The 21,040-nt window shown below is 46.7% G+C and carries 20 protein-coding genes; 3 read left to right on the top strand and 17 right to left on the bottom strand.

Features of this window, described 5'->3' with window-relative positions:
- Nucleotides 1-19: 19 nt before the first annotated feature.
- From trpS to rpe, 3 genes are read right to left on the bottom strand one after another with little or no spacing between them, the layout of a single operon-like run.
- Nucleotides 20-1,018 carry a tryptophan--tRNA ligase gene (gene trpS / locus JFT56_RS01335; RefSeq protein ID WP_198781957.1) on the bottom strand — a complete coding sequence of 333 codons (999 nt, stop codon included), beginning with the start codon at nt 1,016-1,018 and terminating at the stop codon, nt 20-22.
- Nucleotides 1,019-1,062: 44 nt separating this feature from the next.
- Complete coding sequence (locus JFT56_RS01330; RefSeq protein ID WP_198781956.1) at nt 1,063-1,743, bottom strand: phosphoglycolate phosphatase; 681 nt, start codon at nt 1,741-1,743, stop codon at nt 1,063-1,065.
- A 3-nt stretch (nt 1,744-1,746) separates the two neighbouring features.
- Nucleotides 1,747-2,421: a ribulose-phosphate 3-epimerase gene (gene rpe / locus JFT56_RS01325; protein ID WP_014611722.1), complete on the bottom strand. Its 675-nt coding sequence runs from the start codon at nt 2,419-2,421 to the stop codon at nt 1,747-1,749.
- 281 nt (nt 2,422-2,702) lie between these two features.
- Between rpe and JFT56_RS01320 the strand changes: the two genes are divergently transcribed.
- Both JFT56_RS01320 and JFT56_RS01315 read left to right on the top strand, forming a co-directional pair.
- Nucleotides 2,703-3,068, top strand: a complete 366-nt coding sequence (locus tag JFT56_RS01320) for a hypothetical protein (RefSeq protein WP_198781955.1) — start codon at nt 2,703-2,705, stop codon at nt 3,066-3,068.
- A complete protein-coding gene (locus JFT56_RS01315; protein ID WP_198781954.1) occupies nt 3,068-3,253 on the top strand; it encodes a DUF2970 domain-containing protein in 186 nt (61 codons plus the stop codon). Before JFT56_RS01320 ends, JFT56_RS01315 begins: the two co-directional genes overlap by 1 nt.
- A 30-nt stretch (nt 3,254-3,283) precedes the next feature.
- Here JFT56_RS01315 and JFT56_RS01310 read toward each other — a convergent pair whose 3' ends face one another.
- The 9 genes from JFT56_RS01310 to JFT56_RS01270 form a co-directional block, all read right to left on the bottom strand.
- The gene (locus JFT56_RS01310) at nt 3,284-4,123 is read right to left on the bottom strand and encodes a Dam family site-specific DNA-(adenine-N6)-methyltransferase (RefSeq protein ID WP_198781953.1); all 840 of its coding nucleotides are present in this window, start codon (nt 4,121-4,123) and stop codon (nt 3,284-3,286) included.
- Between the two features lie 48 nt (nt 4,124-4,171).
- A complete protein-coding gene (locus JFT56_RS01305; RefSeq protein ID WP_198781952.1) occupies nt 4,172-5,623 on the bottom strand; it encodes an AAA family ATPase in 1,452 nt (483 codons plus the stop codon).
- 18 nt (nt 5,624-5,641) lie between these two features.
- Complete coding sequence (aroB, locus tag JFT56_RS01300; RefSeq protein ID WP_198783469.1) at nt 5,642-6,718, bottom strand: 3-dehydroquinate synthase; 1,077 nt, start codon at nt 6,716-6,718, stop codon at nt 5,642-5,644.
- An 8-nt stretch (nt 6,719-6,726) separates the two neighbouring features.
- Complete coding sequence (gene aroK / locus JFT56_RS01295; protein ID WP_011791077.1) at nt 6,727-7,242, bottom strand: shikimate kinase AroK; 516 nt, start codon at nt 7,240-7,242, stop codon at nt 6,727-6,729.
- Nucleotides 7,243-7,457: 215 nt separating this feature from the next.
- A complete protein-coding gene (locus tag JFT56_RS01290; RefSeq protein WP_198781951.1) occupies nt 7,458-9,509 on the bottom strand; it encodes a type IV pilus secretin PilQ in 2,052 nt (683 codons plus the stop codon).
- Between the two features lie 21 nt (nt 9,510-9,530).
- A complete protein-coding gene (locus tag JFT56_RS01285) occupies nt 9,531-10,046 on the bottom strand; it encodes a pilus assembly protein PilP (protein WP_198781950.1) in 516 nt (171 codons plus the stop codon).
- Nucleotides 10,046-10,672, bottom strand: a complete 627-nt coding sequence (locus JFT56_RS01280) for a type 4a pilus biogenesis protein PilO (protein ID WP_198781949.1) — start codon at nt 10,670-10,672, stop codon at nt 10,046-10,048. The genes JFT56_RS01285 and JFT56_RS01280 overlap by 1 nt, the downstream gene beginning before the upstream one ends.
- Complete coding sequence (locus tag JFT56_RS01275; RefSeq protein ID WP_198781948.1) at nt 10,669-11,253, bottom strand: PilN domain-containing protein; 585 nt, start codon at nt 11,251-11,253, stop codon at nt 10,669-10,671. The genes JFT56_RS01280 and JFT56_RS01275 overlap by 4 nt, the downstream gene beginning before the upstream one ends.
- Nucleotides 11,241-12,320: a pilus assembly protein PilM gene (locus tag JFT56_RS01270; RefSeq protein ID WP_037459539.1), complete on the bottom strand. Its 1,080-nt coding sequence runs from the start codon at nt 12,318-12,320 to the stop codon at nt 11,241-11,243. The genes JFT56_RS01275 and JFT56_RS01270 overlap by 13 nt, the downstream gene beginning before the upstream one ends.
- 189 nt (nt 12,321-12,509) lie before the next feature.
- On the opposite strand from JFT56_RS01270, the gene JFT56_RS01265 reads away from it, so the two are divergent.
- Complete coding sequence (locus JFT56_RS01265) at nt 12,510-15,029, top strand: penicillin-binding protein 1A (RefSeq protein ID WP_198781947.1); 2,520 nt, start codon at nt 12,510-12,512, stop codon at nt 15,027-15,029.
- Between the two features lie 90 nt (nt 15,030-15,119).
- Here JFT56_RS01265 and argH read toward each other — a convergent pair whose 3' ends face one another.
- From argH to argC, 5 genes are all read right to left on the bottom strand, one after another.
- Nucleotides 15,120-16,487, bottom strand: coding sequence for an argininosuccinate lyase (gene argH / locus JFT56_RS01260; protein ID WP_198781946.1), 1,368 nt, complete (start codon nt 16,485-16,487; stop codon nt 15,120-15,122).
- Nucleotides 16,488-16,576: 89 nt separating this feature from the next.
- Nucleotides 16,577-17,800 (bottom strand): argininosuccinate synthase, encoded by a 1,224-nt coding sequence (locus JFT56_RS01255; protein ID WP_198781945.1) that lies wholly within the window; start codon nt 17,798-17,800, stop codon nt 16,577-16,579.
- Between the two features lie 60 nt (nt 17,801-17,860).
- Complete coding sequence (locus JFT56_RS01250; RefSeq protein WP_198781944.1) at nt 17,861-18,766, bottom strand: ornithine carbamoyltransferase; 906 nt, start codon at nt 18,764-18,766, stop codon at nt 17,861-17,863.
- A 12-nt stretch (nt 18,767-18,778) separates the two neighbouring features.
- Nucleotides 18,779-19,561, bottom strand: coding sequence for an acetylglutamate kinase (argB, locus tag JFT56_RS01245; RefSeq protein ID WP_198781943.1), 783 nt, complete (start codon nt 19,559-19,561; stop codon nt 18,779-18,781).
- A 31-nt stretch (nt 19,562-19,592) separates the two neighbouring features.
- Nucleotides 19,593-20,573, bottom strand: a complete 981-nt coding sequence (gene argC / locus JFT56_RS01240) for an N-acetyl-gamma-glutamyl-phosphate reductase (protein WP_198781942.1) — start codon at nt 20,571-20,573, stop codon at nt 19,593-19,595.
- Nucleotides 20,574-21,040 lie beyond the last annotated feature (467 nt).

The following is a 21,040-nucleotide window of genomic DNA, read 5'->3' as shown; positions in this document are numbered from 1 at the left end:
GTTTATCGATATCGATTGATTAGACTAATAAACCTATCTTCTCGTAGACTTTCTTCAGCGTCACTTCGGCGCGTGCCTGTGCATTCTCGGCGCCCGCTTTCATCACTTGATCTAAGTAAGCGCGATCGGCACGAATTGCGCGGTAACGCTCTTGCAGTGGCTCTAACATGCCCACAACCGCTTCACCGGCTGCAACCTTTAAATGGCCGTACATCTTGCCTTCGAACTCGGCTTCTAGGCTGGCGATGCTTTGACCCGTCACGCCCGACATTAGGCTCAGCAGGTTAGAAACGCCCGGCTTATTGTCAAAATCGAAACGCACGACTGGCGGCTCATCGCTATCTGTCATGGCTTTTTTCAGCTTTTTCAGCACGGATTTGGGATCTTCTAGCAGGCCGATAACGTTGTTACGATTTTCGTCCGACTTAGACATCTTCTTCAGCGGCTCCTGCAGCGACATCACCTTAGCGCCATGTTCGGGAATAAACGGCTCAGGAATAGTGAAAGTATCGCCATAGGCATTGTTAAAGCGAGTCGCGATATCACGTGTTAACTCAAGGTGTTGCTTCTGATCTTGGCCAACTGGGATTTCGTTCGCTTGATACAGCAGAATATCCGCCGCCATCAGCACAGGGTAACCAAACAGACCCACGTTGATGTTGTTAGCGTGCTTTTGTGACTTATCCTTAAACTGAGTCATGCGGCTCAACTCGCCCATTTGGGTGTAGCAGTTTAATGCCCAGCCTAATTGGGTGTGCTGCGGCACCTGTGACTGGATAAACACTGTACTCTTTTTAGGATCGACGCCACAGGCCAAATACAGGGCTAAAGTATCTAAACAGGCTTCGCGTAGCGCCTTAGGATCTTGGCGCACGGTAATGGCATGCAAGTCGACCACACAATAGAGGCAGTCGTGGCTATCTTGCATCGCAACCCATTGACGCAATGCACCCATGTAGTTACCTATGGTTAATTCGCCGGACGGCTGTGCACCGCTGAGTACTATGGGTTTGGTCATTACGTCATTGCTCCACTATCTATAAATAAAAAGAATCTATTAAATTAACGCTTTGTTGGATTTATCCAGTTCAAAATATCGTTAAATTGCTCGCAGACGGCATCTGGGCCAGCGAGCCCAATATCTTCACCGTAGTTGTAGCCATAGGTCAAGCCGATTGATGCAACACCTGCCGCTTTCGCCGCTAAAATGTCATTTTTAGAGTCGCCAACCATCAATAACTCGGCTTTATCTAACTGCCATTCCTTCAGCAGATGCTGCAGCGGTAAAGGATCAGGCTTCATCTTCGCAAGAGAATCACCGCCTAATACTAAGCTGAAAAAGCCATTTATGTTAAAGGCCTCGAGCAAAGGTAACGTGAAGCGGTAGGGTTTATTGGTGACAACGGCCAGCTTAAAGCCTGCATCAAACAAGGTTTGCAGCACTTGATGGACGTCGCTATACAGCGCACTGTGTTTCTCAAGGTTCTCTTGATAATGATGCATAAAAACTGGCATAGCCGCATCGAGTGCCGCCTGCTCGACCTCGGCACCGAGTGCATTGGTCATGGCGCGGCGCATCAACATCTCGGCGCCGTTACCAACCCAAGTGCGCACTTGGGTCTCTGAGCAAGTTGCCAAGCCTAATTCGGCTAAAGCTTCCTGGGTAGCAACGGTAAGATCGGGTACGCTATCGATAAGGGTGCCATCGAGATCAAATGCGATGGCTTTAATCTGCTCCCACATATCCTAAGCCCCAACTTTAGCCAGTTCGGCACGCATTTCATCCACTACGGCTTTGTAATCTGGCTTGCCGAAAATGGCCGAACCCGCGACAAACATATCCGCACCCGCCGCCGCGATTTCAGCGATATTATCGACCTTAACGCCACCATCGACTTCTAAACGAATGTCGAAACCACTGGCATCGATACGCGCACGTACTTGGCGCAGCTTATCTAAAGTTGAAGGAATAAAAGATTGACCACCAAAGCCAGGATTCACTGACATCAAGAGGATCACATCGAGTTTATCCATCACATGGTCAAGATAATGCAGCGGAGTCGCAGGGTTAAAGACTAAGCCCGCCTTACAGCCTGATTCTTTGATCAGCTGCAGTGTGCGATCAACATGCTCTGAGGCTTCAGGGTGGAAGGTAATAATAGACGCGCCGGCTTTAGCAAAATCAGGCACGATACGGTCGACCGGTTTCACCATCAGATGCACATCGATATCGGCGGTGATGCCATAATCACGCAGGGCTTTACATACCATAGGGCCAATCGTCAGGTTAGGCACATAGTGATTATCCATCACATCAAAATGCACTACGTCAGCGCCCGCATCTAACACGGCTTTAACGTCATCCCCTAAACGGGCAAAATCGGCGGATAAAATTGATGGAGCAATTAAGAATGGACGCATAACACACTCGCTGCAAATGGATAAAAAGTGCCTCATTTTACCCTTAGCGGCGTTAAGCCTCTATAGTCGAAGCCACATTTATGACGATTCGTCTCACGCTAAATGCCCGTAAAACATTACATATGGGGCCTTATTGTATGAATATGTCATCACTAGGCCAGGGTAGAGGCTAAATTATGCGAAGAAATGAGCGCTGATTGATAAATTATTGTTCATAAACTAAGCGGATTTGTTATACTCGAGTCGCTAATGTGCACCTAGAAGATTTCAAGGGAAGTATCATGAAAGTGCGGTTAACTCGGTTTTCTCACATTTTAGGCTCGGTGACCTTTAAGTCATCCATGATGTTGGCGTTTACTGCAGTGGTAGTCGCCACCTTAGCGTTTGGTGTTGAAAAACTAACAGTAAGCACTGATAACACTGCCTGCGCATGCAGTAGCGAAGCCCGCTACAACAATACGTTACCTAGCAGTCACCCCAATAATCGCTGTGCCAATCAAGCCCAAGCGTTAAGCTGGAAAACTTGGCTCACGGGCAAGAATCGCTCGAGTCAGTTTCATTTCGTCGATCTACTTGAGCTGTTACACGGTCATCAAGATAAACCTATTGATGATATGAAACCCACCAACTCACAACTTTCCTATTAATGTTTGGCCGCATCTGGCAGGTTTTCTACAGCACCTTAGCCGCTTTTTTCGGGGTGCAATCCAGTGAGAATCGCCAAAAGGATTTCCAAACTCATTCGCCACTCCCCTATATCATTATGGGGATTATGTTAGCGATAACCTTAGTCGTCAGTTTGATATTACTTGTTAGTCAGATACTTAGCTAAATATCTTCATCAAAGATTAACCCACAAAACTCATTCATCCTGCAGATCATAGTTTTCATCGTACAAGGCCATTAGCTCATCCACTTTATTGCGGCCATTGCCATTTTGGCTGATATTACGTTGCACTTGGATCTTTGCGAGGTGGGCGCCACGATATAACTCCCGCGTTAAGGGGATATCATGGTTACTGATCAGCACAGGGATGCCGCGCTCCAGCGCCGTATGGCGGGAATGGCGAGCGAGTAAGGCCTGATCATCTAAACTAAAACCCGCACCGACATAGGTCGTAAAGCTGGCGGTTGTCGATAATGGCGCATAGGGGGGATCACAATAAATAACATCGCCAGTACGAGTCTGCTCAAATGCTTGCTCGTAACCAATACACTTAAATTCTGCATTTTGTGCTTTTTCTGAAAAGGCCCAAATTTCCTTCTCAGGAAAGTAAGGTTTTTTGTATGAACCGAAGGGCACATTGAAACCACCCTTGCGGTTATAACGGCATAAGCCATTAAAACCATGACGGTTTAAATACAGGAAATACACAGCACGCTGGAAAGGATCGCGACATTTGTTAAAGTCGCTACGTACCCGGTAGTAGGCTTCCTTTTGGTTCATTTCATCGACGAATAGCTTTTTAGCCGCGTCGATATACTCGGCAGGCCTTTCCTTCACTATTTTGTACAGTTCAATCAGATCTTCATTGATATCGCAGAGCAAATAGCTGGGATAGTCGGTATTTAAGAATACGGAACCCGCGCCCACAAACGGCTCAACCAAACGGTCGCCTGCGGGTAAGTAGTTTGCCAACTCATCCACCAGTTTAAATTTTCCACCAGCCCATTTAAGGAAGGCTCTATGTTTTTTTATCATTTAACTTGATGAATGCCGACAAAAATAAAGGCCATGATTGTACTCTGTTTATTCTGAGATTTCACGATTTGGGTGTGTTTCTTGTAACTGATACGCCCCCAATTCGGTCCATTTTCTTACCCAAAGTGAGTCAAGACGATACTGTTTGGTTAACTTAGCCGCAGCCTCATGGGCCAATTTGCTATCACTGTAGTTACCCGCCAGTACAACCCAAAGATGCTTATACTTTGCGACTCGCACATCTTCTGCCTCTTCAAGCATTTTAAGGGTTTTATGTAGTGAATCTAATTGCGAAATCGTCGCAATCTGTATGGTATAACCCTTAGTGGGTTTCTGGAGTGGTGTAACCTGCGCCGACGTAATATCGGTTTTTGGTGCGGTATCGGCGCTATCTAACGGATTTGCGGCCTTAGTTTGTTCGAGCTGGGATTCTTCGAGCTTAGCGCCTTCAAGCTGGGGCGAATCTAAAGTGGTCGCGGGCTCAACATTCTCGGCTTTACTGCTCGCCTCATCGACGGGTAGCTCAGTCGCCGCATCTGATTCAGCCTGAGGTTGCTCACCATGAAAATCAGCCAGGGGATCCGCTTCGATTGTATCGAGCCGTTGTTGAGAAAGTTTAAATGACTCTGAACGCTGATGAAAATAAGCCGCCAACCGCTGCTGACCTAGAGCTAAAAATGCGGGCGAGTCAATTGCTGGGTAAGTGACTAGACTAGGCTGTGGTTCTGGAATAAGTGGCCGAGTAACAGCAAACCAAATCACCAACGCCACCAACACACTCACAACGCTGATGGAGACTATTTTATATCGCGTCCACAATGATTTTTTTTCTGGCTGACCATGGAGTGCCAATTCGAGCAGATTAACCACCTCTTGAGGTGTTCCTGTCTGTTTTTCGAGTTGAGCGCGCACTATATCCCTAGGAGTAAAAGGATTTTGATCACTACACCTTAGCAAGGTCTGATACAAAGCCTCACGCTCGGGAAGACTCAGCGGCTCAATGCTCACGGGCAGCACCTGTCGCCTTAATGACTCAGGCAACTGTGACAATAACTCCGCTAAAAATGCGGGCGGCACTGCCAAGGTCACGGCGATATTCTTACCCGCACATTGGATCTGATTGAGAATGATGCACTCGGCCCACAACTCTTTAGAAAGCAGATGGGCATCGTCGATGATGATATGCAGGGGCTTGGTTTGTGTGGATGCCACCCGCAATAAGGTTTCTGCGAGGGGAATTTCGTCGTCAAAAATGGGGGAAGAGATCAACTGCACTAAAATTTTACGGCGAATTTCAGCATTATCGGCATGCATAGGACAGATCACTAATGCCGCATTTGACTCGTCAAAATCGGTCGCTAATGCGGTTACGAGTGTGGTTTTACCTGAACCTTGGCCACCAGAAAGCACCAGCAGCTGATCGCTGTAACTGGCACTATGATGTAACCTTTGTACGAGGGCTTCCTGCGAAGGAAGTAAGACCAAACCCTGAAACGTCACTCGCCCACCACACCATGCTTATGCGCAGCGGATAACCTGTTCGAGGGTAGATTCAGGGACTTGACTAAATACGTCCGCTTGACCAATTGCCGTCGGGAGTACGAGTCGAATCTGACCGCCTAACACTTTTTTATCGCGTCGCATATGTTGAATGAAACTGTCGAAACCCATAGATTCCGGCGCACTCACGGGAAGATCGAAGGCTTGTAGTAATTGCACAATACGACAAACAATTGACTCATCAATCAATCCCAATGATCTAGCCGTTTGAGCAGCAAGGACCGTGCCAGCCGCAACGGCTTCGCCATGCAACCAATTGCCATAGCCCATCTCAGCTTCAATGGCATGCCCAAAGGTATGGCCTAGATTCAATAAAGCACGCACACCCTGCTCAGTTTCATCTTGGCTCACCACATCAGATTTGATCTCACAGCAGCGGGAAATTGCATACACTAGCGCCTCAGTGTCTAAGCGCTTGAGGGCTTGCACGTTATTCTCAAGCCATTGAAAAAATTCACCATCCCACATGATGCCATACTTAATCACTTCAGCCATACCGGCAGCAAACTCACGGGCTGGTAAAGTCTGTAAACATAGGGTATCGATCAATACGAGTTGCGGCTGATAGAAGGCCCCAATCATATTTTTGCCTAGGGGATGATTAACCGCTGTTTTACCGCCGACGGAAGAATCCACCTGCGACAATAGGGTTGTAGGAATTTGAATAAAATCGACCCCACGCTGATAACATGCGGCAGCAAATCCCGTCATATCACCAATCACGCCGCCACCCAAAGCCACCAGCACTGAATCTCGACCATAGTTTCGCTGCAATAATGCGGTGAAAATAGTGTCTAAATGCGCTAAGTCTTTGAATTGTTCGCCATCGGGGAGGATTACGCTCTCTACCTCACCAAACGAAGCCATCGTTTCTTGTATCTGCTTAAGATACAAAGGCGCGACAGTTTCATTGGTGACGATAAGAATACGTTTTTTAAGCAGGTAGCGAGACAAAGTCTCGCCATCACTCATCAAACTCTGGCCAATATAAATGGGATAACTACGTATACCTAAATCAACCTGAATTTGCTTCATCATTCTGCTTAGAAACCTAATTTCTCAATGATCTGATTTGCAACGATCTTTGCACTTTGATCATCGGTTTTAACGATCACATCGGCAATCTCTTCGTACAACGGGTTACGGATTTCAGCAAGACTCTCCAATACTTCTCTTGGGTCATCCACTTGCAATAATGGGCGTCGCTTGTCCCTCTGAGTACGAGCGACCTGTTTGTCGATAGTGGTTTCCAAATACACCACAATGCCACGCGCAGATAGATGATTACGGATATCTTTGCTCTGTACTGAACCACCACCGGTGGCAAGGACGATACCTTGTTTTTCAGACAGATCAGCAATAACCTGAGCTTCACGACGACGGAAGCCTTCTTCACCTTCGACGTCAAACACCCAAGCAATATCAGCACCTGTGCGTTGTTCAATCTCTTGATCTGAATCGTGGAATTCTAAATGCAGCATTTGCGCCAGATGGCGACCAATTGTGCTTTTACCTGCGCCCATAGGGCCTACCAGAAAAATATTACGTTTTTCAGCCATTTCTTGTACGTCTGAATCTTATTGAAAAGTATGCCTATATCGACTCATGATCAAGCCGACCTATATGTTACCTTGCTCTTATGAGACTTGACCGTGGATTATCTCAGTTTAAGGTCTACTATGGCAAGTCATGCGCGCTATTTATCTAAGAATTGTATTTCAGACATCATAAAGCCAGCAAGGGCTGCTGGCTTTATTCAATGTACAACAAATGATTAGAGCTTCTCATCCACGATCTTGGGTGTCACGAAAATCAGCAGCTCCTGGCGTTCATTTTTGTCTGTTGTGCTCCTAAACAAGAAACCAACCAGTGGAATATCACCCAAAACAGGCACTTTACTAACACGACTAATTAAGTTTTGTTGGTAAATCCCCCCCAGAACGATAGTTTCTCCGTTATCGACGAGCACTTGAGTACCGATACGCTGAGTGTCAATCGCCACCGCAGGCCCTGTTGGCGTATCTACGGTTTTACCCTGCGAATCCTGAGTAATTTCAAGATCAAGAATCACTCGATTATCGGGAGTAATTTGCGGTGTCACCCTTAGGGAAAGCACCGCTTTTTTGAAGGTGACCGACGTCGCACCACTTGAAGTGGATTGCACGTAGGGGATCTCGACACCCTGTTCAATATAAGCCGATTTTTGGTTAGAGGTGGTAATACGAGGGCTAGCAATAATCTCCCCTTTATTTTCTTGCTCTAACGCACTTAATTCCAAATCAAGAATGGTACCGTCCGCCAATTTAGCGACATGGAAGGCAATACTCGTTGGGTTCGTCACCGCGGCGGGCAAGTTAACATTCAAACGATCATTTATGGAGGGGACTGTGCCATTGGCGATACTTTCAGCGCCTTCAAGCGAACCTGAAGTCCCTTTGGTTCCCTGCTGGTCGGTAACTCCCCAGCGAATACCTAAGTCTTCCGAAACGTCATCTTTTACCGTCACCATACGAGATTCAATCAACACTTGGCGGATGGGGATATCGAGCACTTCGACTAAGCGATGAATATTCTCTATGGTCTCAGCGGTATCCTTTACTAGCACAGTGTTCGTACGCTCATCGACCGCAACGGAACCTCGAGGAGACAATAAACTCGAATCCGCGCTCTTTAACAACTCAGCTATATCTATCGCTTTGGCATAATTGATCTGCAAATATTCAGAATAAAGTGGCTCAAGCTCCTTCACTTCCTGTTGATTCTTAAGATTTTGGCTCTCACGAATCGCAAGCTCTTCACTCGGAGCCACCATCAAAATATTACCTTCGATGCGCTTATCTAATCCCTTAGTCTGTAGAATCAAATCCAACGCTTGATCCCATGGCACATCGTCTAGTCTTAGGGTGATATCCCCTTCAACCGTATCACTGGTCACAAGGTTAAAATTGTTATAATCGGCAATAATCTGCAATACCGTTCGAACGGAAATACTTTGGAAGTTAAGTGATAGGGTTTTACCGTTATATTTTTTATCTTCTTTCGTTGTCGCAACCCGCTCAACTTTGTTGATTGAGAGCCTAAACAGCTTATCTTCCTGTTTATAGTTGAACTCATAATTGCCAGCAACATCAATCAAGATCCGTGTCGTTAAATCTTCTTTGAAAGTTTCGAAACTCTTTACTGGCGTAGAGAAGTCTTGCACATCCATGACATAGAGTAAGTCACTCTTAATGTCTGTGTTATAGAGTTGTACCTCTAACTTAGCGCCAATTTGTTCAACGTTGACAGCCACTGAGCGGTTATTTAGAGAAACTAATAACTCTCCGCCCCCCTTGTCATTGCGCCGAAAATCGATATTACTGACACTATTAACGAAGGGATTGTCCGTATTCGCCTGCGTTCCCGCGACATTATCATTGATGGTTAAACGATAGGAATTCCCAACCACAGCGCCCTGATAGGGTTTTACCTTAGATAAACCTAAGGCGACTTTAAGGCTTGTATCTTGCTGCGTAGTGGTTATTTCATTCACGCCCACTTGATTAATAGGTAGGCGGTCTTTAGATAAGCCAGAAATGCTATCACCAAAGGTTAATACCAATTCTGCTGGCGCAGCATTGGAATCGATGACTGGCGGTGTCACCGCCTCTTCAAAGACCAGTTCAACCTCTAATTGGTGATCGACCAAGGCATGGTATTTGACATCTAATAATCGATTTGCCGCAAAACTCGACGGCAAAACTCCAAATACCAATGCGATCCCAATAACAGACTTGACCAAGCCTGAAGATATTAACGGGATTTTTATCGCGGCAGAAGATTTCATTATTCCCTCATCCTTCGCTCGTTATTCTCCAGAAAGAACTATGCTGTTTGATCGCTCGGACCAACAACCAGAACCATCTGGAATTAATTCTATTACTTCAACACTCTGTGAAGTCACTTTAACTATGCGGCCATTAAATAAACCTAAGTACTCGCCCACTCCCATCCGATATACGCTACCATCATTGGTCTCTACGAGTGCCCAAGTCATATCGGCGTCTTTCAAAGTGCCACGCATTTTCAGGTTATCTAACGCATAGGTTTCTAATCGTCCCTTACGACGTTTCAAATCCGGTTGTAAGCAATTTTTGCTGGTATCAATCACTTCTTCCGTTAATTCTCGAGAAGGTGGAACAAAGGGACTACGCATTAATTCTGCCTGATAGGCAAAATGTTCAAACTTGGGTGGCTCTTTCAAGGGTGGAATATGGGCCACATGTTGCGCTTTCGTTGTAGTAACAAATAGCTCTAAATCACTACGATCGCCAACACAACCCATTAAAAAAAGACTAAATGCCAATAAAGGTAAGAGTTTCATTATTTCTTCCCCTTTTGATTGGCAGGCTTTTCAGGGGGCAGCTCAGCACCTTCTTTAAAGCGATACGTCTTAGCTAAGATGTCCATAGCTAAGTTACCAGCCTCATCTCGTTTAATCGTAAAATCGTGCAAACTGACAATTCGAGGCAACTTTGCAACACCACTCACCATATTACCGATTTGATGATAATCCCCTGTCACTGACATTTTAATCGGGAATTCAATATAAAAATCCCGTTCAATTTCAGTCTCCCAATTTAAACTTTTGATACGTAAACCCGCATCAGTGGCGGCAAAGGTTAAATCGTCGAGTAATCCCGGCATTTCATTTTCAGAGGGCAGCATCTTCAGCAGTTCAGCAAACTGCTCTTCCATGATGGCTAATTGCTCACGGTAGAGTTTTAAGTTGGCTGCGAGTTGATACTTATTCTTAAAGTCATCCCGTAACTGCACTTCTTTATTTTGTTCCGCGTTATAAACATCTATTGCATCGGACACAACCAGAAAATAACCCGCAGCAAACACACAGAGTGCCAATAAAATTGCGAAAAAGGTTTTAACCTGATTAGGCCAAGCGCCAATATTTTCGAAGTCGATATCATTAAACTGACTTAGATCGAGTTTCATTTACTCGCTCCTTTTGCCGCTTTTGCAGGCTCTTCAACGATAGCGCCTTTGATGCTCACCCTTAAACTAAAGCGTTGCAATTGCCTTAACTCATCTTCTTGAGTCACGATAGATTGCATATTGGGATCCGTTAGCCACTCGGAAGCTTTAACCTTACGCATCATATTTGCGACGTTATTGTTGGACTCGCTGCGGCCTTCAATCAGCAATAGGCTCCCTTTCTTCTCAAGATTTGAAAGGTATATCCCAGGTGGGACAATGCGCACTAATTCATCCAACACATGGGTAGGTAAATTACGTGATTGTTGAAGGTTGAGAATAATTTCCGTTCGACGCTCGATGTCTTTCTTACGTTCAGTGATTTTTTTAATTTCGGCAATTTGCCTTTCGAGTAACTGTATTTCCGATTGCAGATAAGCATTACGCCCCCTTTGCTCATCGGTCATCATTTCCAGTAAGGAAAGCGCCACGTACACTAAAATGGCAGAGCCTAAAAATACAGCGGCCAATATACCAATGTAATCACGTTTCTGTTTTTCTCTTGCCTCTTCACGCCAGGGAAGCAGGTTTATGTTCGCCATTGACCGTAGCTCCTCAGCGCTAAGCCACAAGCAACCATATATTTGCTGATGTTAGGTTGCAGGATATTTTTTACCGATTCGTCTGCGTGCAAACATCCTTGAAAAGGATCCGCAATAATAGTGTGAACACCTAATTCATTGGCCAATAAATTAGCCATGCCTTCCAGTTTAGATGTTCCGCCACATAATACGAGGTAATCGACTTTATCTTTTCCACTCGAAGTACAATAAATTTGCAAGGTACGTTTAATCTGCTGTAACAACTGCGCTTGGAAGGGAGATAACACTTCAAACATGTAATTACGCGGCAAATCACCTTCAATCTTGGCTTTTTCAGCTTGCTCGTAGGACATGCCATAAAAAGATAAAATCGACTGCGTAAATAACTCACCACCAAAGGCCTGTTCACGGATAAAGGTGGTTTCACCGGACTCAACTACACAGAAAGTGGTCATGTTGGCACCGATATCGACCATGGCAACGGCTTTCTGTCGAGCGCCTTCGGGCAGTTGACCTAGCACTAATTCGACCGCACGTCCTAGGGCATAGCCTTCAACATCAACGACTTTTGTTTCGAGTTCGACCTCATCTAAGGCATCGACCCTCACATCGATATTATCGGTACGGCAAGCACTGAGCAGCACATCGACCTTAGAAGGATCTGTGCTGTTAACATTCAAGGTTTCAAAATCAATGCTGACTTCATCGAGGGAATAGGGAATAAGGTTGTCGGCCTCAATCTCAATCTGCGCCTCCATTTCTTCTTCGCTAAGCGAAGCGTCCATGTAGATCACTTTGGTCATGACCGCCGAACCCGATACCGCGACCGCAGCGTATTTTACCGATTTAGGTAAAGTTCGCTTTATTTGCCTTAAACATTCGACAACGGCATCGGCATCACGAATATCATGATCGTTAATAGCTCCCTTTTTTACGGGAACCGCTGCATGACTTAATATTTTGTATCCATCAGCAGTCTTACTCAGCAAAATGGCCTTAACTTCGTGGGAACCGATATCGATTCCAACCATCTGCGGAGCCTGACGCTTCCATAAATTTGAAAGCATAATCCGTTGTCACTTTATTATTTGTATTTCAGTAAAAGAGATTAGCACAAAATCAACTCGTTAAACGTATTTGTATAGAATGTTTCAAGATTTTACAAATGCTATTTTAGTGCTATCACGTTTTTGCTTCACCAAGACGTGCGCGCCTTATATACTGTCGCACTTAACTGAACATTAGGATCAATTTAGGTGAAGTGGTTAAAACGTATTGTTATAGCTCTATTCAGTCTAGCCCTTCTGGGCGTAGGCGCCATTGTTGCAGCATACTTTTATGTTTTGCCGGACCTACCGGATGTTTCAACACTAAAAAATGTGCAATTACAAACACCTTTGCGCATTTATAGCAGTGACGGCAAACTGATCTCTCAGTTTGGTGAGAAGCGCCGTATTCCATTAAAGCTAGATGAAGTGCCTAAACCTTTGCTGCAAGCTTTCCTTGCAACGGAAGATGCACGCTTCTATGAGCATGGCGGTATTGATCCTGTCGGCGTCCTGCGTGCCGCGATCGTGATGCTGACGACGGGAGAGAAAAAGCAAGGTGCGAGTACCATCACAATGCAGGTGGCGCGTAACTTCTTCCTTACCCGCGATAAAACGATTATTCGTAAAGTGAAAGAAATTTTTATTTCCTATCACATCGAACAATTACTCACCAAAGACGAAATCCTCGAGCTATACGTTAACCGAATTTACTTAGGTCAACGGGCCTACGGTGTGGGGGCCGCCGCACAGGTGTATTTTGGTAAGAATGTGCAGGATCTCAGCCTCTCAGAAATGAGCCTGATTGCGGGTTTGCCTAAGGCACCTTCGACTCTTAATCCTATTACTTCGCCTTCGCGCGCATTGGCTCGCCGAAATGTCGTTTTAATGCGGATGAATGAAGTGGGCTATATCAATCAAGCTGAATATGAAGCCGCTTTGCAAGAACCTTTAGTCGCTAAGTACCATGGCGCCGAAATTGATCTCTACGCCCCTTATATTTCAGAGATGGCACGGGATTATATGGTGCAGAAGTATGGTGAAGAAGCAGCCTACACCAATGGCTACAACGTCTACACGACGATTTCTTCAGATCTTCAACTCCTCGCCCAGCAAGCTTTGCGTAATAACGTCTACGCCTACGATGAACGCCATGGCTACCGCGGCCCTGCAGCGGTCCTTTGGACGGATGTCAAACCTGATAACGCCCAAATCCAAGCCGAACTCGCCAAGATAGTCCCAGTGCAGGAGTTACAACCTGCGGCGGTATTAAGTATCGACGGTCAACAGGCCAAGGTACTCACAGCGAAAGGTGAAACAAAAATCATCGAGTGGGATGGGCTTAAGTGGGCGCGCAAATTTATTACCGATAAACGCCAGGGCGCTGTGCCTAAGTCCGCCGCCGATATGCTCAATGTCGGTGAACGCATTTGGATCCGCAATAACGGCCAGCATTTGCAGTTGTCCCAAGTGCCCGAAGTTGCCAGCGCCACCGTATCGCTCGATCCCTATAATGGTGCCATTCGAACCTTAGTGGGGGGTTATAGTTTTAGCCAGAGCCAATATAACCGCGTGACTCAGGCCAAGCGTCAATTAGGTTCAAATATCAAGCCTTTCATCTATGCCGCGGCATTAGAAAAAGGTTTTACCCTCGCAACCTTAATTAACAACGCGCCGATCAACAAACCCGACATTAGCCAAGGCACCGCATGGCGCCCTAAAAACTCGCCCGATATCTACGGTGGTCCAACTCGCCTACGTGTGGGGTTAGCACAGTCGATCAACGTAATGTCGGTACGGGCCATGCGCCATATTGGTTTAGATGCTGCCATTGGCAAACTCACCAAATTTGGCTTTGACCCTAATGACTTACCGCGTAACGAATCTTTAGCCTTAGGTTCCCCTTCGGTCACGCCTCTGCAAGTCGCTACCGCCTTTAATGCGTTTGCTAATGGCGGCTTCTTAGTGGAACCCTTCTATATTGAGCGTGTAGAAGACTCCTATGGCAATGTGATTGAAAGAGCCAATCCGACGTTGGCCTGTAAACCCAATGGGGCTACGGCGCAGTCTTCAGACGAAGTGATGGCTTTTGGTGACAACAACTTAGCCGCTGAAGCGCCTGTGGCGCAGTGCTTTGAACAGACGGGGCGTTTTGCACCACAAATTATTTCCGAGCAAACCGCTTTCTTAATTACCGAAGCACTAAAGAGCGTGATCTGGGGTGGTGGTGATTGGAGTAAAGGCACCGGCTGGCAAGGTACGGCTTGGCGTGCGGCCCAGTTAATTAAACGACACGATATTGCCGGCAAAACGGGTACGACCAACGAATCCCGCGATACTTGGTTCAGTGGTTTTAGCCCAACACTTACTAGCACTTTCTGGGTCGGATTCGACGATCACGGTCGCCAACTGGGTAGAACCGCATGGAATGCCAACGGTGAAAAAGATCAGATCACAGGCACCGAAGCCGGAGCGAAAACCGCAGGACCAGGTTGGAATGAGTTTATGCACAATGTGCTAAAGGGCACGCCGGAAACCACGGCGATTCCACCCGAAGGAATTGTCTCTGTGCGGATCGATCTAGCGACGGGCAAACTGACTCGCAAAACCGATTACACCAGCGCGTTCGAATACTTTATCTCTGGCACAGAGCCGAAGGAATATATCAGCGAAACTCAGGATGAAAATAACCTTTTCATCGATGCGCCAGCGGATGACCTATTCCAGTAAACGAGTGATAAAAAGTCATTACCTATACGAGTAATAGCCAATAAACAACGCGACCTAAAGTCGCGTTTTTTATTGGTTTAAACAAGCTCGTTAACGAGCTTTTTTCGCCGCTATTGCCTGTTGAATTTGCGGCAGAGCGGTACCGCCGAGCACATCGCGTTTCGCTAAACAGGCTTCAATAGTGAGGTTGGGATAAACATCCTCCTCAATAATGGCGGCAAAGGTTTTTAACTCAGCCAAGGAGAAATCCTCCAGCGGAATTTGCTTCGCAATTGCGGCAACCACCACTTCACCGACAACATGGTGCGCCTCACGGAACGGCATGCCTTTAGACACCAAATAATCGGCCAGCTCAGTAGAATTTGCATAACCTTGCTGCGCGGCTAACAGCGCATTAGGACGATTAACCTTCAAACCCGATAACACTAACGCCGCCATATCGAGGCAAATTGCCCAGCTATCGACGACATCAAACAGGCCTTCTTTATCTTCCTGCATATCTTTGTTGTATGCCAAAGGCAGCGCTTTCATGGTAGTCAGAATACCCACTAAACTGCCATAAACCCGGCCGGTTTTGCCACGGATAAGCTCTAATGCATCGGGATTTTTCTTCTGTGGCATCAGGGATGAACCAGAGGTCACTTCATCACTCAGGGAAATAAAGTTTGCTTCACCCGAGTTAAAGAAGATCAGATCTTCGGCCATACGGCTCAAATGCATCATGCTGATCGATGCGGTTGAACAAAGTTCTACCACGTGATCTCTGTCTGATACGCTGTCTAAGCTATTCAGCGTTGGCGCAGCAAAGTTGAGCGCCGCAGCCAGTGCATGTCGATCCATTTTATAGGCCGTGCCAGCAAGAGCGCCTGAACCTAATGGGCAAGTGTTCGCACGGGTTAACGCATCGGATAAACGGCTGATATCCCGCTCAATCATTTCCACATAGGCCAAACACCAGTGGCCAAAGGTCACAGGTTGGGCGCGCTGCAAGTGAGTATAACCTGGCATGACAGCATCAAATTCACGTTCAGCCAAGGCCAGCAATTCAGCATGTAAGCTGTGAAGACGCGCGAGTAATGCTTTGCCTTCGGATTGACACCAAAGCTTTAAATCGGTGGCGACTTGATCGTTACGGCTACGGCCAGTATGGAGTTTTTTACCCAGATCGCCCACTTTGGCAATCAAGGCCGACTCGACGAAACTGTGAATATCTTCGGCGCCCGAGGCGAGAATAATGGCTGGATCGCCCTGCACTTCCACCAGCAGCTCATTGAGTGCTTTTTTCAAGTCGCTGCATTCAGTGGCCGTGATAATTCCCACGCTAGCAATCGCATCCGCCCAAGCGATAGAGCCGACCACATCCTGCTCGAACAGGCGATAATCCACGGGTAGCGAATCGTTAAATAATTTAAATAGCGCGCTGGTTTCGCCCTGAAATCTTCCACCCCATAAAGCCATGCTAAATCCCCTCTGTCACTGCTTTTAATTCGTTCAAGCCAATCCTAACGATATAAAAAAGGGCGCTAGGCGCCCTTTCTGTCGACCTATTACTTAGCGTTGAGTGCGCGGATGCGGCTCGCTAATGAGTACAGGCGGATAAAGCCTTCTGCGTGTTTTTGATCGTACACTTGATCTTCACCGAAGGTGGCAAACGCTTCGGAGTACAAGCTGTTAGGTGAACGCTTCTTCACTGCCGTTGCTTGGCCTTTGTAGAGCTTAACAACCACTTCACCGTTTACTGATTCAGCCAATGACTCAGATGCTGCCAGCAGTGACTTGCACAGTGGCGTGAACCAACGGCCGTCATACACTAGATGCGCCATTTGTGCGCCAACCTGCTCACGCCAGTTACGGCTGGTTTTATCCAACACTAACTCTTCAATCGCACGTAGTGCTGCGAACATCACAGTGCCGCCGGGAGTTTCGTAACAACCGCGGGACTTCATACCCACTAAACGATTTTCGGTGATATCGATACGGCCCACACCGTGGGGGGCTGCAATGGCATTCAGCTTCATCAGCACAGCATAGGGTGTTAACGCCTCGCCGTTCACTTTAGTCACACGGCCATTTTCAACTTCCAGTGACACATACTCAGGCTTGTTCGGTGCATCTTCAGGATCGGCAGTCAGCGTCCATACGCCTTTGCTTGGCTCGTTCCATGGATCTTCCAACTCACCGCCTTCATGGGAAATATGGAAGGCGTTAGCATCACGGCTATAGATTTTAGTCGCTGATGCTGACGTCTTAATATTACGCTCGGCTAAATAGTCCAGCAGATCTTCACGGCTCTGCATGGTCCACTCACGCCATGGCGCAATCACTTTTAAATCAGGGGCTAATGCCGCGAAGCAACCTTCGAAACGCACTTGATCGTTCCCTTTGCCGGTACAACCGTGGCATAGAGCATCGGCGCCTACTTTACGGGCCACTTCAACCTGCGCTTTGGCAATGATAGGGCGCGCCATTGACGTACCGAGTAAATAAGTGCCTTCGTAAATCGCACCGCTCGCAATCGTTGGGTAGATATAGTCTTTAACGAATTCTTCTTTTAGATCGACGATATGACATTCAGACGCACCTGAAGCTAAGGCTTTTGCGGTCAAGCCCACCAGCTCCTCTTCGCCTTGGCCAACGTCGGCGCAGAATGCGATGATTTCGCAGTTATCGTAGTTTTCTTTTAACCAAGGAATGATGGCCGAGGTATCTAGACCACCCGAATAGGCTAAAACCACTTTTTTCACGCCAGTATTTTTTATCTCGATAGACATCTTAAATTCCTATGACTCGTTTCTCACCTAGGAGAAAACAGGCTGCTAAACAGGGTTAATTTAACTAAATAAGGTTACCAGTACCGCATTTTGGGCATGCATCCGATTTTCGGCTTGTTGCAGAATTAAGGAGCCTGCGCCGTCCATCACTTCATCTGTTACTTCTACACCACGGTGGGCGGGCAAACAATGCATAAAGAAGTTAGCGCCCGCTTTCGCCATTAAGGCCTTGTTTACTTGGTATGGTGCAAACTTCGCTTTGATATCCGACAGCGGCGTTGGGTCACCCATGGAAATCCAAGTATCAGTATAGATAGCATCATGGCCTTCAATCGCATCGATATCAGAAGTGAGCACTATCTTAGCGCCATATCGCTTGGCGAGTTCTTGCACTTCTGCCACTACGTAGCCATCAGGAAAGTGACCCGCAGGGCAGATCACTGTCATGGTGGCACCGAGAATAGCCGCGCAGTACATCAGCGAGTTAGTGACATTATTACCGTCACCCACATAAGCTAATTTAGCTTTGCTGACGTCCTCAAACTGCTCGGCGAGGGTTAAAAAGTCGGCTAAGGCTTGGCACGGGTGATAAAGATCCGACAGCGCATTGATCACAGGCACTGTGCCAAACTGAGCTAATTGCTCTATGGTCGTATGGGAATAGGTTCTCGCCACAATCGCATCGGCCCAACAGGACAGGTTAGAAGCAAAGTCAGCGACCGATTCCCGTTTACCCAGTTCACCATTTTGCTGGTCTAGATATAAACAGTGGCCGCCGAGCTTATTAATACCGATATCGAAGCTAACGCGCGTTCTGAGTGAAGGCTTTTCAAATAACATCACCACACTCTTGCCATCCAGCGCATGGCGATACTCAGCCGGATTGGCTTTGATCGTCTTTGCCAAGGCAATGAGATCCTGTAACTGCTGCTGGGTTAAGTCTTTTATCGATAGTAAATGCTTCATAACCTACTCCGTTTATGGTTGGATTTGTGTGCCCACGGCTTCACCTTTTGCTAATGCGATTAATTGGCTTGCATCACGCCACGAGGCAACTTGAACCGCCTGCCCCATCCACTGCGCGACTTCGAGCGCAGCTTCAACTTTGACCTTCATTCCCTTTTCGATCACACCTTGTTTAACAAGGTCTGCTATCTGCTTGCCATTTAAACTGTGGATGAGCTGGCCTTTACCATCGAGCACCCCAGACACATCCGACAGCAGCACTAACTTGCCGCCCACTAATTTGGCTAAGGCCGTCGCCGCTTGGTCAGCATTGACGTTCAGCATTTGACCATCGTCCATCATGGCGATAGAGCTACAAATCGGCATCCAACCTTGCTCGAGGATAAACTTAAGATAAGTGCCATCTTTTGGCGTGACTTCGCCCACTAGGCCTAAACGTTCATCTTTAATCTTTGCTGAAACAGTATTGCCATCGGCGAGGCTCATGCCCACACTCACAATGCCAGCCTTAGTCGCTGCGCCTTGAAGAATTTTGTTCGAAGTGCCCGCAAGTGCACCGGCAATAATCGGCATTTGCTCGGGCGGAGTCACACGTAAACCCTCTAACTTGACGGTTTTCATGCCATTAGCCGCTAACTGCTCATCCACCAGACAGCCGCCGCCATGTACCATCAACACTTGCTGACCATTAGCTAACATAGCCGCAGCGGTTTCCATTAACCGCGCCATCCCCATTTCACATTGCAGCAGCGCACCGCCGACTTTAAGCACTAATACTGAGTTGTTGGTAGACATCTTGACGACTCTCTTAAATAACGATGAACAATTAAAGGTTAAAATGAATCTTTATGCATTGCAGCGCTTGGCTGGCAGCACCTTTCATCAAATTATCGATGGCACTAGCGACCACTAAGTAGCCGCTATTCTCATCAAACTTCCAACCTAAGTGACAGTTTGGTGTTAGCACCACATCATCCACTTTCGGGAACTGATTGTGCTTCACAGTAACCAATGGCGCCTGGTCATACACACTATAGGCCGCTGCGACATCGGCGGTGGTGGTGCCCGGTTTTAGCTGCACGGTAATGGTCGCTAAAATGCCACGCTTAAAGTTACCAAGGTGCGGGGTAAATATCACTTCTTGACCAAGCTGAGTGGCGATCTCGGGTTGATGCCTGTGGCCTAATACGCCGTAAGGTGTCAGGCTCACTTCACAAAAACTGGTATGTAACTGCGCTTTACGGCCCGCACCTGTTACGCCGCTCACGGCATTGATAACCGGATAAGCCGATGTCAGTAAACTCGCTAACGGTTTTAACGCTGTCAATGATGCGGTCGGGTAACAACCTGGCACTGCAATCATCTTAGTCGCAGCGATTTCTTTAGCATTCCATTCGGCAAGGCCATAGACGGCTTTGGCTAAAACTTCAGGATATTCATGCTCAAAGCCATACCACTTCGGATATTGCGCCACATCACTAAAACGATAGGCACCGCTTAAATCGAATACCGCTAAGCCTTGGCTATAAAACCAAGCCGCTAAATGCAGGCTCACCGAGTGCTCAGTCGCTAACACCACGGCATCCGCTTCGGCCACAATTTTTGCCTTAGCTTCGTCGGTTAAGGGCGAGAGAGATAAAGAAATATGACTATAAACCGGATACAAATCCGCTAAAGGTTTACCTTTATCTAAACTGTTTTCAGAAACATACAAGCCCTGAATCGTCAATCCTGCTTCGGCATGGATTAAAGCGGTGAGCTGTGCGCCTGTGTAACCACTGGCACCAATAATGGCGATATTTTTCATATGTATTTTTATAAACCGAATCAAAGAAACTTAAAGAATAGATGAATAGCGTACACGCAGCAGCGTATCCCTATGATGACAAGACTATCGTCGCAGGAAATGGTAATGGGTTGTTATTGTATTCACTGTCAGGTTAATGCTTTGCATCATGATATTCGCTCTACAGGTCACAGAGGGTGACTCATCTCAACTGCTGGCTAGACTACCACAAAGATCTACTTATGCAATATATGTGAATATATATTTTTAATTTATTTTTGTTTTTCCTGCACTCTCCCAAAGCATGGCGCCCCGTGACTTTTCAGCTAACTCGTTAATAATGCAGCTATCGGGGCTTAAATTCGTCCTTTTCATTAACAGCTAAGATACATAACCGCAAAGCTGAAAATGATGCACTTCATATTCACTTGCGCTAATTATCAAAAAATATTGCGTTAGTTCGCATATCTATTGAATATTCCTCAACA

This window comes from Shewanella putrefaciens (genome assembly GCF_016406305.1).
Classification (GTDB): domain Bacteria; phylum Pseudomonadota; class Gammaproteobacteria; order Enterobacterales; family Shewanellaceae; genus Shewanella; species Shewanella putrefaciens_C.
Note: the sequence above shows the minus strand (reverse complement) of the source record. Positions and strands in the feature narration are given on the sequence as shown.

What these genes read in the sequence shown, in the direction of transcription:
- JFT56_RS01250 (WP_198781944.1), bottom strand. Translation starts at nt 18,766, where the DNA reads ATGAAGCATTTACTATCGATAAAAGACTTAACCCAGCAGCAGTTACAG.
- JFT56_RS01285 (WP_198781950.1), bottom strand. Translation starts at nt 10,046, where the DNA reads ATGAAACTCTTACCTTTATTGGCATTTAGTCTTTTTTTAATGGGTTGT.
- trpS (WP_198781957.1), bottom strand. Translation starts at nt 1,018, where the DNA reads ATGACCAAACCCATAGTACTCAGCGGTGCACAGCCGTCCGGCGAATTA.
- argH (WP_198781946.1), bottom strand. Translation starts at nt 16,487, where the DNA reads ATGGCTTTATGGGGTGGAAGATTTCAGGGCGAAACCAGCGCGCTATTT.
- JFT56_RS01270 (WP_037459539.1), bottom strand. Translation starts at nt 12,320, where the DNA reads ATGCTTTCAAATTTATGGAAGCGTCAGGCTCCGCAGATGGTTGGAATC.
- JFT56_RS01280 (WP_198781949.1), bottom strand. Translation starts at nt 10,672, where the DNA reads ATGAAACTCGATCTAAGTCAGTTTAATGATATCGACTTCGAAAATATT.
- JFT56_RS01320 (WP_198781955.1), top strand. Translation starts at nt 2,703, where the DNA reads ATGAAAGTGCGGTTAACTCGGTTTTCTCACATTTTAGGCTCGGTGACC.
- argC (WP_198781942.1), bottom strand. Translation starts at nt 20,573, where the DNA reads ATGAAAAATATCGCCATTATTGGTGCCAGTGGTTACACAGGCGCACAG.
- JFT56_RS01315 (WP_198781954.1), top strand. Translation starts at nt 3,068, where the DNA reads ATGTTTGGCCGCATCTGGCAGGTTTTCTACAGCACCTTAGCCGCTTTT.
- argB (WP_198781943.1), bottom strand. Translation starts at nt 19,561, where the DNA reads ATGTCTACCAACAACTCAGTATTAGTGCTTAAAGTCGGCGGTGCGCTG.
- aroK (WP_011791077.1), bottom strand. Translation starts at nt 7,242, where the DNA reads ATGGCTGAAAAACGTAATATTTTTCTGGTAGGCCCTATGGGCGCAGGT.
- JFT56_RS01290 (WP_198781951.1), bottom strand. Translation starts at nt 9,509, where the DNA reads ATGAAATCTTCTGCCGCGATAAAAATCCCGTTAATATCTTCAGGCTTG.
- aroB (WP_198783469.1), bottom strand. Translation starts at nt 6,718, where the DNA reads ATGAAGCAAATTCAGGTTGATTTAGGTATACGTAGTTATCCCATTTAT.
- JFT56_RS01310 (WP_198781953.1), bottom strand. Translation starts at nt 4,123, where the DNA reads ATGATAAAAAAACATAGAGCCTTCCTTAAATGGGCTGGTGGAAAATTT.
- rpe (WP_014611722.1), bottom strand. Translation starts at nt 2,421, where the DNA reads ATGCGTCCATTCTTAATTGCTCCATCAATTTTATCCGCCGATTTTGCC.
- JFT56_RS01255 (WP_198781945.1), bottom strand. Translation starts at nt 17,800, where the DNA reads ATGTCTATCGAGATAAAAAATACTGGCGTGAAAAAAGTGGTTTTAGCC.
- JFT56_RS01330 (WP_198781956.1), bottom strand. Translation starts at nt 1,743, where the DNA reads ATGTGGGAGCAGATTAAAGCCATCGCATTTGATCTCGATGGCACCCTT.
- JFT56_RS01275 (WP_198781948.1), bottom strand. Translation starts at nt 11,253, where the DNA reads ATGGCGAACATAAACCTGCTTCCCTGGCGTGAAGAGGCAAGAGAAAAA.